The sequence below is a fragment of the Piscinibacter gummiphilus genome (genome assembly GCF_032681285.1).
GTDB lineage: Bacteria > Pseudomonadota > Gammaproteobacteria > Burkholderiales > Burkholderiaceae_C > Rhizobacter > Rhizobacter gummiphilus_A.
Window position 1 is genome coordinate 4,520,696 of sequence record NZ_CP136336.1, and the last position, 12,216, is coordinate 4,532,911.

A 12,216-nucleotide genomic window follows, 5' to 3' on the forward strand; every position below is an offset into this window, starting at 1 on the left:
GGCGCTGTCTTCGTGCGATCAGCTGATCTTGAACCGTGCCACCGACTGCTTCAGTTCTTCAGCAGTACGGGACAACTCACGCACCATCTGAGCGGTCGAGCGGGTACCTTCACCGGTCTGCTCCGTCACCGCGAAGATGTGCTGGATGTTGGCAGCCACCACGTTCGCAGATTCGGCTTCCCGAGACGCTTGTGAGGAGATCTGCTGAATCAGCTCGGCGAGCTGGCGTGACACGCGGTCGATGTCGCCGAGCGCGTTACCTGCCGCGTCGGACAGTCGGGTACCTTCCACCACACCCTGCGTGGAACGTTCCATGGCGCCCACCGCGTCTTGGGTGTCGGTCTGAATGGTCTTCACCAGGGCCGCGATCTGGCGGGTTGCATCGCCGGAGCGTTCTGCAAGCCGCTGCACTTCTTCCGCAACCACCGAGAAGCCCCGGCCGGCTTCACCGGCGGACGCGGCTTGAATGGCGGCGTTCAGTGCCAGCACGTTCGTCTGTTCCGTAATGTCGGAAATCAGTTCGGTGATTTCACCGATCTCCTGCGACGACTCGCCGAGTCGCTTGATCCGCTTGGAGGTTTCCTGGATCTGGTCGCGGATGGAGTTCATACCGCCGATCGTGTTTTGCACCGCGGTCAGACCGGTTTCTGCAGCTTGCAGCGACTGGCGCGCCACCTGGGCCGTCTGCTGGGCTTGCGCCGACACTTCGTTGATTCGGTTCGCCATCTGGAGCACCGACTCGCCGGTTTCGCGAATCTCGCGCAGCTGTTCGTCAGAGGCGGCCAGCAGTTCGGTCGACGTGGCTTCCACCTGTTGCGTCGTTTCGGTCACCCGGCCCACCGTGCCCTGCACCTGCGACACCAGGGTTCGAAGTTCTTCCACCGTGTAGTTCACCGAGTCGGCAATAGCGCCAGTGATGTCCTCGGTCACGGTGGCTTGTTGGGTCAAGTCACCTTCAGCAACCGTCTGCAGTTCGTTCATCAATCGCAGAATGGCCGCCTGGTTGGCGTCGTTCACGCGCTTGGCTTCCTGCTCCTGGCGTTCGGCTTCCATCTGCTGCGCCTTGGCGACCTGCGCTCGTTGCGCCTGATCGTTCACGTACAAGCGCACCAGGCCGTAACCGCCGATGGCAATCATCGCGGCGAAGAGGCCGATCACCACCACGGCAATCGCGCTGAAGCCGGTCACGACGCCGAGGCGGTCCTGCACGGTTTCCAGGCCCTTACGCAGCGGCTCGCTGTCCTGAATGATGGATGCCTGCGCTTCACGGGCCGAGACCAGACCCTGCAGGTTGCCCAGAATCGAGCCGGCTTCAGAGCGGGTCTCTTCGTATTGCTTCAGCAGGGCCTGCAGACGCTCCTTGGTCTGCGGATCCTTTGTGCCGGGCAGGCGAAGTTCCTGGTTGCCGTTGAGCAGGCCATCGGCAATTTCGCGGAAGGAGTTCAGGTCCTTGCCCAGCAAGAACACGGCTTCCGGCGACACGCCTTCCATGGTCAGGAATTCGTTGGCGGACTTGCCGATGCGCTGCGTCAACATCACGAGCTGGCCGACGGCCGACAGCTCGGCCGGGGAGGCTTCCTGTTGCAGCTTCAGCGACGACACCGTTTCGGCGATTTCCAGCAGGTCGGACGACTGGCGGTTGATGGTGCGAAGCGCCTTGCCCACCTGCGTCAGGATCTTCTGCTGACCCATCACGGTGTTGGCGTTCTTCTCGGCACGGTCGACCAGCGGCACCATCGGCGCGAGCGCCTCCTGCACCGACGACGGCGCGGCGTCGAGGCCGCCTTCGCCCTTGGCCAGGCCGCGCACGCTCTTGGCCAGCACTTCGGTCGACTCCTTCACCTCAGGGAAGGCCGCCGCCGAGCCGATCAGTGCCTGCGACACCGACTTCGCAAGACGCTGCGACTGCATCAGCGCCTGGCCGGAGGCGGCCACCTGCGCTGAGCCCTTGGCCGCGGAGTTGAACGAGTACAGCGTCATGCCGACCAGGCCCAGCAGGCCGACGGCCACTAGGCCGAGCAGCACACGCTGCTGTGTCGCGACGGGCTGCTTGCCGATGATCGGCAGACCCGTGGTGCTGGCTTCCTCGCCCATGCCGGCCGGCAGGCGTGTCTCGGAAAAGTCGGCAATCTCGGATGGCGCCGCCTCGGTGATGATGGACGAGTCCATGTGCGCCGTGCGGGTGGGCGCCTCCGTGGCGGTGGCCGTGCTGGCACCGTCCATCGACGACCGATCCAGGGTCATGACGTCATCGAGAGGAATGACCGGGTTGTCATCCAACGCGTTGGAATCGCGGCCCTTGCCAAAGCTTTTGATCTTGTCCAGGAAGCTCATATGTTCCTCGTTCCGTCGTGTCTCAAAGTGACTGTCAGAAGGTCGAAGCGCCCAACACGCTTCAGCCCGCGATTCTCAAAAATGCCGACTCGCTCGCCAGCGCCGCGAGATTCAGCTCGCGCCACAGGCGGTTGTTCTCGTCGCGATACGGTGCGCCCACGAAAGCCGGCTTGGCCTGGCCGTCGTCGGCTTCGCGCTTGAGCTGCTCCAGGCTGCGCAGGCCGGAGAGCCGGTCCACCATCAGCGCGGAGTTGATGTTCAGGTCGTTGTTGAAGGCCACGAACCAGGACTGGTCGCGTGCAGCCTCGTTACCCCGGATGCCCAGGAAGCCCGCCAGGTCGACCACGCCGTGCAGCTTGCCGCGCAAGTTGGCCACGCCGAGGAACCAGCGGCTGGTGTAGGGCACGGGCACCGCCGGTGCAAAGGGAAAGATTTCGCCCGCCTCCTGCAGCGGAAACAGGAATCCGTGGCCTGCACACTCCACGGCCAGCCAGGATCTCCCGCGCTCTTGCGACTGAGCCGCCTTCAGCCTTTCGGCGAGGCGGCTTTGCAGTTCGCGTAGTGCTTCCTTATTGGCCATTCACACCTGCCTGCATGACGTGGGTTTGGGGAGACTCAGTCGAACGCCTTGATCTTGGCCACCAGCTCGTCGGCATCGACGGGCTTCACGATGTAGTCGCGTGCACCCTGGCGCATGCCCCAGACCTTGTCGGTCTCCTGGTTCTTGCTGGTGCACATGATCACCGGCACATCGGTGAAGCGCGGGTCGCGGGTGATGGCGCGGGTGAGCTGGAAGCCGTTCTGGCCCGGCATCACGACGTCCATGAGGATGAGATCGGGTTTGTCTTCTCCGAGCCGGCGCATCGCGTCTTCGCCATCTTCGGCGGTGCGCACCGAGTAGCCGCGCTTCGTCAGCAGTTCGGAGAGGAAATGCAACTCGGTCTTCGAGTCGTCCACCAACAGAATTTTCTTGATCGCCATGCTCGCTACTCCATCTCGGCCGGCGCCCTGATGCGCCTGCCATCACTCATGCTCATTCAGACCTGCGGTGCTGCTCTACCGCCTGCAGCAGCTGGTCTTTCGTGAAGGGTTTGGTCAGGTAGGCCTCGGAGCCCACCATGCGGCCACGGGCCTTGTCGAACAGGCCGTCTTTTGAAGACAGCATGATCACCGGCACCGCCGAAAACTTGGGGTTGCGCTTGATGATGGCGCAGGTCTGGTACCCATCGAGCCGCGGCATCAGGATGTCGCAGAAGACAAGGTCGGGCGCGTGGTCGTTCACCTTGGACAAGGCATCGAAGCCATCCTCGGCCAGCAGAACCTGATAGCCACCCTGCTTCAGGAAAATCTCTGCGCTGCGGCGGATGGTGTTGCTGTCGTCGATGACCAGCACCTTCATGCCAGCAGGGGCGTCATTGCTCACCGGGTTGTCTCCTCAACGGCTTCGGGTCGACACTGTCAGATCATCCCAACGAGGTCCGGAACGTCAGATCTGGACCATCTCGAAATCTTCCTTGCGGGCGCCACACTCCGGACACGTCCAGTTCATGGGCACTGACTCCCAGGGCGTCCCTGGGGCAATCCCGTGATCAGGATCTCCAGCCGCTTCGTCGTAGATCCAACCGCAAATCAGACACATCCAAGTACGTGTCGCGCTGGCGTCTTTGCTCACGTTAGTTCTTAATCGCTCACTACAATGAAAATTGATTGTAGCCACGCAAAATGCCAAAAAGGCGTTAGTTTGTGGGCACATACGCCACATTCCTCACATATTTCTAGAAGTGCTGGCATACCCTGAATTCCGGACGAACGCCCCATGACGACGAACGACGTGACCACCGCGGACACCAGCACCGACAACCCCCACGACGCGCCCGCGCCGGCCTGTGTGATGAGCTTCAATGCGAGCGACCCCAGTGGGGCTGGCGGCCTCGCGGGAGACGTCGTCACCATCGCCGCGATGGGCGCCCATGCCCTGCCGGTGGTGACTGCAGTCGTCTTGCGGGATACAGCCGAAGTGTTTGATCACACAGCACTCGACCCCGATGTGCTGGTCGAGCAGGCCCGCAGCATCCTCGAAGACGTGACCATCGCCGCCTGGAAGGTCGGCTTCCTGGGCACGGCCGAAAGCGTCAGCGCGGTAGCCGAAGTGCTGTCCGACTACCCCGAGGTGCCACTCGTGGCCTACATGCCCAATCTGTCGTGGGTCGACGAAGATGACCAGACGGCCTACCTCGACGCCTTCCGCGAGCTGGTGCTGCCGCAGACCGAGGTGCTGGTCGGCAGCCACCAGACGCTGACCGATTTCCTGCTGCCCGAATGGAGCGGCGACCGCCCGGCCTCGCCGCGCGAGCTGGCCGTGGCCGCGTCGCAGCACGGCGCCCGCTTCGTGCTGGTGACGAGCGTGCCGCTGCCCGATCAGTTCCTCGACAACGTGCTGGCCTCGCCCCAGGGCGCCATCACCGGCGAGAAGTTCGAGCGCTTCGAGGTGAGCTTCGTCGGTGCGGGGGACACCCTCTCCGCCGCCCTCGCCGCCCTGCTGGCGTCGGGCAGCGAGCTGCACGCAGCGGTCGGCGAATCGCTCGCCTTCCTCGACCAGGCGCTCGACGCCGGCTTCCGCCCTGGCATGGGCAACGTGATCCCGGACCGCTTCTTCTGGGCGCTGCCGCCTGCGGAAGAAGGCGCGGAAGGTGCAGCCCCCGAGGGCGATGGCGGTGAGCAGGCTCCGAAGGACCCGCGCCATGTCCACTAACGCCCAGCTCTTCGAACGCGCGCAGCGCGTCATCCCCGGCGGGGTCAACTCGCCGGTGCGCGCGTTTCGCGCCGTTGGCGGCACGCCGCGCTTCATCAGCCGCGCACAAGGCCCCTACATCTTCGACGCCGAAGGCAAGCGCTACATCGACTACATCGGCTCCTGGGGCCCGATGATCCTCGGCCACGGCCACCCCGAGGTGCTCGACGCGGTGCAGAAGGCAGCGCTGGAAGGCTTCTCGTTCGGCGCGCCGACCGAGCGCGAGATCGAGCTGGCCGAAGAAATCCTGAAGCTGGTGCCGAGCATGGAGCAGGTGCGACTCGTCAGCTCCGGGACCGAAGCTGCGATGAGCGCCATCCGCCTCGCCCGTGGGGCGACCGGACGCCACAAGCTCATCAAGTTCGAAGGCTGCTACCACGGCCATGCCGATGCGCTGCTGGTGAAGGCCGGCTCGGGCCTCGCCACCTTCGGCAACCCGACGAGCGCCGGCGTTCCGCCCGAGGTGGTGCAGCACACGCTGGTCCTCGAATACAACAACGTCGCCGAACTCGAAGAAGCCTTCCAGCGGCACGGCGCCGACCTCGCCTGCGTGATGATCGAGCCGATCGCCGGCAACATGAACTTCGTGCGGGCGAGCATCCCTTTCATGACGCGCCTGCGCGAGCTGTGCACGCAGCACGGCGCGCTCCTGGTGTTCGACGAGGTGATGACGGGCTTCCGCGTGGCCCTCGGCAGCGCCCAGAGCCTCTACGCGAAGGCAATCCCCGGCTTCGCGCCCGACATGAGCGTGTTCGGCAAGGTCATCGGGGGCGGCATGCCGCTCGCGGCCTTCGGCGGCAAGCGTGCGGTGATGGAGAAGCTCGCCCCGCTCGGCCCCGTCTACCAGGCCGGCACGCTCTCGGGCAACCCGGTCGCGACCGCCTGCGGCCTGGCCACGCTCAAGCAGATCCAGAAGCCGGGCTTCTTCGAAGCGCTCTCGGCCAGCACCCGCACGCTGGTCGATGGCCTGAACGCCGCGGCCAAGGCGGCTGGCGTGCCCTTCGTCGTCGATTGCGAAGGCGGCATGTTTGGCTTCTTCTTCGGCGCCGCCCTGCCGCAGAACTACCCGGCCGTGATGGCGACCGACAAGGAGCGTTTCAACCGCTTCTTCCACGCCATGCTCGACCGTGGGGTGTACCTCGCGCCGGCGCTCTACGAAGCCGGCTTCGTGAGTGCGGCGCACACCGCCGCCGACATCGCCGCCACCGTCGAGGCGGCACGCGAAGCCTTCAAGGCCTGACGCGGTTCAGGCCGGCGACGACCGCAAGGCGTAGGCCTTGCCGTCGACGAAGAGGTACTCCACCCGCGCCACGGCTTCGCCCTTCTCGCCGGGGAAGGTGTACGCCACCACCGCGAGCGATGTGCCGGGTTTGATCTCGGCCACCTGCCAGGCCTGCATGCGCGACAAGGGCGCGAGTTCCAGCTCCCAGCGCTTGTCGCGCCGCGTGGGCAGGACCGTCTTCGCGAGGATGGCCGGCGCGTCCACCGCGGCCGACTGCGGCGGCACCGGCCGCTTCGCAAGATCAGACGGCAGCGTCAGGGGAGACGCCAACTCCAACTCCACTTCGGCATGCGGGTTGCGCCACGCCACCTTGGCGGCCCGGCCCTCGAGGTAGATCGGCCGCTCGGCATCGAAGTTGCTCCAGCCGTGATGGGCCCACGCCGGCAAGACGCAGACACCCGCGCCGGCCACCAGGATCAGACGTCGTTGCATGGAGGTCTCCACATGTCAGACATAGGCGATGAACCGGCCGCAGGCTACGACAAGCAGCCAAAGCCCCATCGACAGCGCGGTCTGCAGGCGGGCCACGCGGTCGATCTTGTCGAGCCCGCCGCGCAGATGAAACGCCGCGGCGTTCGCCCCTGCAGCGACGAGCAGCCCCGCCTTCAGCCACAGCGCGCGGTTCGCCTGCAACTCGGCCCATTGGCTGGCGAGCATCACCGTGCCCGTCACCGCAGCCAGCGCGAAGCCGGCCAGCGCCACCCCCAGCGCGAGCTTCGCGAGTGGCCGCACTGGCAGGCTCGGCTGTGCGCCCCACACCCGCATCTCGAAGAGCACGAGGTTGCCCAGGAGCAGCGCGACACCGACGAGGTGCAGCGTCTCCAGCGCGGGGTACGCCCAGGGGTGTGTGGCGATCCAGTTCATGCCCGGGCATTGTGAGGTCGACGTGACCCCGACTCCTAGAATCGCGCCCATGCACATTCACATCCTCGGCATCTGCGGCACCTTCATGGGCGGACTCGCCGCCCTCGCGCGCGAAGCCGGCCACACCGTCACCGGCTGCGATGCCGGCGTGTACCCCCCGATGAGCGACCAGCTGCGCGCCCTCGGCATCGAGCTCATCGAGGGCTACGGTGCCGACCAGCTCAAGCTCAACCCCGACCTCTACGTGATCGGCAACGTGGTCTCGCGCGGCAACCCGCTTGTCGAAGCCATCCTCGATGCCGGCGCGCGCTACACGAGCGGCCCGCAATGGCTGTCCGACAACGTGCTGCAAGGCCGCCACGTGCTGGCCGTGGCCGGCACGCACGGCAAGACCACCACCACCTCGATGCTCGCGTGGATGCTCGACAAGGCCGGCCTCGAACCCGGCTTCCTCGTCGGCGGCGTGCCGCAGAACTTCGGCGTGTCTGCCCGACTGGGCCAAGGCAAGACCTTCGTCATCGAGGCCGACGAGTACGACACCGCCTTCTTCGACAAGCGCAGCAAGTTCGTCCACTACCGCCCGCGCACCGCGATCCTCAACAACCTCGAGTACGACCACGCCGACATCTTCCCCGACGTGGCCGCCATCGAGACCCAGTTCCACCACCTCGTGCGCACCGTGCCGCCCTCGGGCCGGCTCGTCGTCAACGCGCGTGAAGAGTCGCTGCAGCGTGTGCTGGAGCGCGGCTGCTGGAGCGAGGTGGTGCGCTTCGGCACCCGCAAGGAAACGCCGGGCGCCTTGCGTGCGCGCGGTGAGCCGCACGCCTTCGACGTGCTGCGCGGCAGCCTGAAGATCGCGCGCGTCGACTGGCAACTGCTGGGCGAGCACAACCAGCTCAACGCGCTCGCCGCCATCGCCGCCGCCGAACACGTCGGCGTGTCACCCGAGGTCGCGGGTGCTGCGCTCGCAAGCTTCGAAAACGTGCGCCGCCGCCTCGAGCTGCGTGGCGAAGCGGGCAATGTGAAGGTCTACGACGACTTCGCCCACCACCCCACCGCCATCCGCACCACCATCAACGGCCTGCGCCGCAAGGTGGGTGCCGACCGCATCCTCGCCGTCTTCGAGCCGCGCTCGAACACGATGAAGCTCGGCGCGATGAAGGCGCAGCTGCCGTGGGCGCTGGAAGAGGCCGACCTCTCGTTCTGCCACCAGGCCAACTTGGGCTGGGACGCGCGCGAAGCCCTGGCGCCGATGGGCGACAAGGCCATCGTGGCCGACACCATCGAGGCGCTCGTCACCGCCGTGCGGCGCGCCGCGAAGCCCGGCGATCACGTGCTCTGCATGAGCAACGGCGGCTTCGGCGGCATCCACCAGAAACTGCTGACGGCTCTCAGCTCCTGATCATCGAGGCGCGCAGCGCTTCGGTGAGTTGCGACAACGAATCCTGCAAGTGCGCACGGCTCTCGACGGACAGTTTGCCGTTGCCCGACGCCCGCTTGATCTGTGTCTGCAGCTCCACCGCTTGCATCCGCATCAGGCTCAGCGCATCGGGCGGCAGCGATGCCGAGCCGCGCACCAGCAGATTCTGCACACGCTTCAAGTGCTCGCGCTGCAGGTTGCGGCGCAGGCGGTCGATCTCGCGGCCGGTCTTGAGTTCGCTCCACACCGCGCCTTGCAGGGTGTCGTACACCTCGGCGAGCGAGATGATGTTGCGCTTGTTCGCGTTGGGCACGTAGGACGGCAGGTCGAGCAGGCGCGAGGCCGTGCCCGGGTTGAGCAGCCGGTCCATCGCCACCGTCTGCACCTGCAGAACGGCGGCGGGGATGTTCACCGGGCCGCCACGGTCCCACTCGTTGTAGTCGGGCGAGAGGCTCGCCACGAACTCGGGCTTGAAGCGGAAGCTGTCGGCATTGAACACCCCATCGGCGAGGAACTTGAGCGCCTCGCGCTGCTTGGCCGGCTCCACCGGCACGTAGGCGGCGCGGCGCGTGGTGCCCGGCAGGTCGCGCACGGTGTACATCCCGCCCACGTACTTGCCGACGAGTTCGCTTGCCCGGCTCAGCTGGCGGAAGCCACTCAGGAGGATGCGCCGCTGCCGCACCGCCTCGTCGCCCGGCTGCGCGCCGCGCTCCTGCACCCGCTGCCACAGCTCGCGCGAGAGCTGCAGCCGCCGCACGTAGTACGCCAGCGGGTCGTCGCCGAGGTCGAAGCGGTTGACGAGCGGGTCGATGCCGTCATTGCCGGGCAGGCCGCCGGCATCGGCATCGTCGGCATAGGCGAGCAGCGGGTCGGTGCTGCGCGACGCGATGCGGGCCAGCTCGGCCGCTTCATCGGCCGGCGCGATCGGCTTGTAGGCGTATTCGATCGCCCAGTAGTCGTAGGGCCCGAGCGTGGTGTTGTTGAGTGCGCCCTGCTTCTCTCCGCGCAGCGCCACGTTGTAGGCGTTGTAGTCCATCACCGAGCCCGAGATACCGTTCTTCTCGGTGAAGTCCTTGTCCTGCAGCTTGTCGCGCGGCACGACCGTCGAGCCCTTGAAGTTGTGCTTGAGGCCGAGCGTGTGGCCGACCTCGTGCATCACGGTGTCCTTGATGACGGCCTGCACGAAGGCCTCGGCCTCGGGGCTGTCGGGGGCGATGTCGCCGCGCGCCTCGAGCACGTCGAGCGCGAAATTCATCTCCGCGGCGTTCTCGCGGGCGTAGTCGCAATAGGCGTCGTGGGCGTGGCCCGCTGCACCCGCACCCGCGCCCCCACCCGTGCCCACGTCTTCGACGACGAAGCGCCGCGCGCCGCGGCCGAACACGTCGCTCATGCCAATGTCGGCATCGATGATCTCGCCGGTGCGCGGGTCGGCGTGGTGCGGGCCGACGGCGAAGCCCACGTCGGCACCGACGAACCAGCGGATGGACGCGTGCCGCGCGTCCATGTTGTCCCACTCGGCATCGTCGGGCTGGTGGCGAACGACAATGGCGTCCTTGAAGCCGATCTTCTCGAAGGCCTTGTTCCACTCGAGCACACCAGCCTCGACCGCCTTGCGGTACTTGGGCGGGATGTTCTTGTCGAGCCAGTAGACGATGGGCTGCTTGGGATCCGACAGCGCGGCGCTCGGGTCACGCTTCTCCAGGCGCCAGCGGCTCAGGTGGTGCACCCGCGGGTTGGCCTTGAGGTCGTTGCCGAGGTCGGTGACGCCGGTGAAGAAGTGGCCCAGGCGTGGGTCGGTCCTGCGTGCCGGCATCGGCTCTTGCGGCAGCTTGGTGAAGCTGTAGACGAAGGCCACGAACATGCTGCGCGCATCGGGCACGGTCGATGGCGGGTTGGGCCCAGGCGTGGGGCTGGGCAGGGCCGGCGGCGCCGGGATGCGCGGGGTGGCGAAATGCACGCGGGCGTTGACCGTGGTCATCTCGTCGCTCACGCGCGTCTTCTCGAAGAAGGAATTGCCGCGGTCGAGCGAATACGGCAGGCGGAACGCCGACTCGATGCGCGTCGAATAACCGGGGATGTCGGTCAGCAGGAAGCCGGCATCGATCAGCACCGACTTGCGCTGCGGATGCGGGGCGCTCACGATCGCGGCCGAGCCGAGCAGGCTGTGCGAGAAGCCCTGCTCCACCGCCGGCTTCATGGCGGTGGTGCTGCTGACGAAGGCGGTGTTGAGCGCGATCAGCTGCATCTGGCTGGTGCCGATCTTGCGGAAGGTGGCCAGCCACGATGGGCCCATCTGGCTCGCATACAAACCACGCTCGCCGACCGAGCCGGCCACGTTCACCGAGAGCAAGAAGGGCTGGTCGAGCCGCTCGGCAGGGATCTCGAGCCAGATCTTGTCGTCCTTGCGCCAGATGGGCACGAAGCCCGACTGTTGCGTGGCGCCCTTGATCACCTCGTCAAAGGGCTTGGGCGCGCCAGGCTCGGGCCGTGCGGCCGGTGCACCGGCCACGCCGGAGGCCGCCCCCGATGCGGCCGCCGCGGCGGCTGGCGCTGCAGGCGCCGCGCCGGCCACGGGCGCCGGGACGGCACGGGTGTTGGCTTTCTCCGGCGACGTGGGCTTGCCGGTGCCGTTGGCCGAGGGGGCGGGCGTGGCGCAGGCCTGCAGCATCAATGAAATCGCGAGAACGAGCCCGAGCGGGCGAACGGCAAGACCGGCAGGAGAAACGTTCACGAAGAATCCTTGCGAAACGAAGTCGGGAAGCGAAATCGGGAAAGGCAATCCAGCACAGGGCAGGCGCGGGTCAGTTTAGGCGTGCCAAGCACCCGCGGCACCGGGTGAGATTGCGGAGTCGGGCACACTGCGGGGCCCCTTCTTGTGTCCGTCGTCTCACTCTCGCGACTCGCTTCGAGCAGCCCGACGAGGCCTGGTTCCCATGACCCCGACCCATCTGTTGTATCTGCACGGTTTTCGCTCGTCGCCGCAGTCGGCCAAGGCCACGCGCATGGCGGCCTGGGTGCGCGAACACGCACCGCGCCTGACCTGGTGGTGCCCGCAACTGCCGCCCTCGCCACACGAAGCAGTGCGCATGCTCGAGCACGGCGTGAGCCGCTGGCCGCGCGAGCGCATGGCCGTCGTCGGCAGCTCGCTGGGCGGCTTCTACGCCACGGTGATGGCCGAACGCCTGGGCTGCAAGGCCGTGCTCCTCAACCCAGCCGTCGACCCGGCACGCGACCTCGCCCGCCACATCGGCGAGACCACCGCCTGGCACAGCGACGATCGCTTCTTCTTCCGCCCTGAGTACGTCGACGAATTGCGAGACATGACGCCCGGCCGGCTCGCCGACCCGACGCGCTATTTCGCCGTCATCGCCACCGGCGACGAGGTGCTGAGCTGGCGCGAGATGAGCGAGCGTTACCGCGGCGGCCACCTGCGCATCGTCGAGGGCAGCGACCATGCGCTGTCGGATTTCGACGAGCACCTGCCGCATCTACTGCACTTCCTCGAACTCGGCCCCTCCCCTTGAC

12 protein-coding genes are annotated in these 12,216 nt (G+C 66.7%); 4 read left to right on the forward strand and 8 right to left on the reverse strand.

What is annotated here, in order from left to right; genetic code table 11:
• Positions 1 to 18 precede the first annotated feature (18 nt).
• From RXV79_RS21265 to RXV79_RS21285, 5 genes are all read right to left on the reverse strand, one after another.
• A complete protein-coding gene (locus RXV79_RS21265; protein ID WP_316700099.1) occupies positions 19 to 2,334 on the reverse strand; it encodes a methyl-accepting chemotaxis protein in 2,316 nt (771 codons plus the stop codon).
• 61 nt (positions 2,335 to 2,395) lie between these two features.
• The gene (locus tag RXV79_RS21270; RefSeq protein ID WP_316700100.1) at positions 2,396 to 2,914 is read right to left on the reverse strand and encodes a chemotaxis protein CheW; all 519 of its coding nucleotides are present in this window, start codon (positions 2,912 to 2,914) and stop codon (positions 2,396 to 2,398) included.
• Between the two features lie 35 nt (positions 2,915 to 2,949).
• Positions 2,950 to 3,315 (reverse strand): response regulator transcription factor, encoded by a 366-nt coding sequence (locus tag RXV79_RS21275; RefSeq protein ID WP_201811401.1) that lies wholly within the window; start codon positions 3,313 to 3,315, stop codon positions 2,950 to 2,952.
• A 52-nt stretch (positions 3,316 to 3,367) separates the two neighbouring features.
• Positions 3,368 to 3,733: a response regulator gene (locus tag RXV79_RS21280; protein ID WP_296729926.1), complete on the reverse strand. Its 366-nt coding sequence runs from the start codon at positions 3,731 to 3,733 to the stop codon at positions 3,368 to 3,370.
• Between the two features lie 87 nt (positions 3,734 to 3,820).
• Positions 3,821 to 3,973, reverse strand: a complete 153-nt coding sequence (locus RXV79_RS21285; protein ID WP_257829516.1) for a rubredoxin — start codon at positions 3,971 to 3,973, stop codon at positions 3,821 to 3,823.
• 177 nt (positions 3,974 to 4,150) lie between these two features.
• On the opposite strand from RXV79_RS21285, the gene thiD reads away from it, so the two are divergent.
• On the forward strand, positions 4,151 to 5,086 hold the full coding sequence (gene thiD / locus RXV79_RS21290) for a bifunctional hydroxymethylpyrimidine kinase/phosphomethylpyrimidine kinase (protein WP_316700101.1): 936 nt from the start codon (positions 4,151 to 4,153) through the stop codon (positions 5,084 to 5,086).
• Complete coding sequence (gene hemL / locus RXV79_RS21295; protein WP_316700102.1) at positions 5,076 to 6,365, forward strand: glutamate-1-semialdehyde 2,1-aminomutase; 1,290 nt, start codon at positions 5,076 to 5,078, stop codon at positions 6,363 to 6,365. The genes thiD and hemL overlap by 11 nt, the downstream gene beginning before the upstream one ends.
• 6 nt (positions 6,366 to 6,371) lie before the next feature.
• Here the strand turns inward: hemL and RXV79_RS21300 are convergent, their stop codons facing one another.
• Entirely contained in the window at positions 6,372 to 6,839 is a 468-nt protein-coding gene (locus tag RXV79_RS21300; RefSeq protein ID WP_316700103.1) for a DUF6152 family protein, read from the reverse strand.
• Positions 6,840 to 6,854: 15 nt separating this feature from the next.
• Positions 6,855 to 7,271 carry a hypothetical protein gene (locus RXV79_RS21305; RefSeq protein ID WP_316700104.1) on the reverse strand — a complete coding sequence of 139 codons (417 nt, stop codon included), beginning with the start codon at positions 7,269 to 7,271 and terminating at the stop codon, positions 6,855 to 6,857.
• Positions 7,272 to 7,320: 49 nt separating this feature from the next.
• Between RXV79_RS21305 and mpl the strand changes: the two genes are divergently transcribed.
• On the forward strand, positions 7,321 to 8,673 hold the full coding sequence (gene mpl / locus RXV79_RS21310; protein WP_316700105.1) for a UDP-N-acetylmuramate:L-alanyl-gamma-D-glutamyl-meso-diaminopimelate ligase: 1,353 nt from the start codon (positions 7,321 to 7,323) through the stop codon (positions 8,671 to 8,673).
• Here the strand turns inward: mpl and RXV79_RS21315 are convergent.
• Complete coding sequence (locus RXV79_RS21315; protein WP_316700106.1) at positions 8,663 to 11,422, reverse strand: zinc-dependent metalloprotease; 2,760 nt, start codon at positions 11,420 to 11,422, stop codon at positions 8,663 to 8,665. The two genes, mpl and RXV79_RS21315, sit on opposite strands and share 11 nt — an antisense overlap.
• A gap of 202 nt (positions 11,423 to 11,624) precedes the next feature.
• Here RXV79_RS21315 and RXV79_RS21320 point away from each other — a divergent pair, with 202 nt between their 5' ends.
• Positions 11,625 to 12,215: a YqiA/YcfP family alpha/beta fold hydrolase gene (locus RXV79_RS21320; protein WP_316700107.1), complete on the forward strand. Its 591-nt coding sequence runs from the start codon at positions 11,625 to 11,627 to the stop codon at positions 12,213 to 12,215.
• Position 12,216: the final 1 nt, after the last annotated feature.

Bases quoted from the DNA above. Each gene is read 5' to 3' on its own strand.
- RXV79_RS21300 (WP_316700103.1), bottom strand. From the start codon at position 6,839: ATGCAACGACGTCTGATCCTGGTGGCCGGCGCGGGTGTCTGCGTCTTG.
- RXV79_RS21270 (WP_316700100.1), bottom strand. From the start codon at position 2,914: ATGGCCAATAAGGAAGCACTACGCGAACTGCAAAGCCGCCTCGCCGAA.
- RXV79_RS21280 (WP_296729926.1), bottom strand. From the start codon at position 3,733: ATGAAGGTGCTGGTCATCGACGACAGCAACACCATCCGCCGCAGCGCA.
- RXV79_RS21275 (WP_201811401.1), bottom strand. From the start codon at position 3,315: ATGGCGATCAAGAAAATTCTGTTGGTGGACGACTCGAAGACCGAGTTG.
- RXV79_RS21285 (WP_257829516.1), bottom strand. From the start codon at position 3,973: ATGTGTCTGATTTGCGGTTGGATCTACGACGAAGCGGCTGGAGATCCT.
- RXV79_RS21265 (WP_316700099.1), bottom strand. From the start codon at position 2,334: ATGAGCTTCCTGGACAAGATCAAAAGCTTTGGCAAGGGCCGCGATTCC.
- hemL (WP_316700102.1), top strand. From the start codon at position 5,076: ATGTCCACTAACGCCCAGCTCTTCGAACGCGCGCAGCGCGTCATCCCC.
- RXV79_RS21320 (WP_316700107.1), top strand. From the start codon at position 11,625: ATGACCCCGACCCATCTGTTGTATCTGCACGGTTTTCGCTCGTCGCCG.
- mpl (WP_316700105.1), top strand. From the start codon at position 7,321: ATGCACATTCACATCCTCGGCATCTGCGGCACCTTCATGGGCGGACTC.
- RXV79_RS21305 (WP_316700104.1), bottom strand. From the start codon at position 7,271: ATGAACTGGATCGCCACACACCCCTGGGCGTACCCCGCGCTGGAGACG.
- thiD (WP_316700101.1), top strand. From the start codon at position 4,151: ATGACGACGAACGACGTGACCACCGCGGACACCAGCACCGACAACCCC.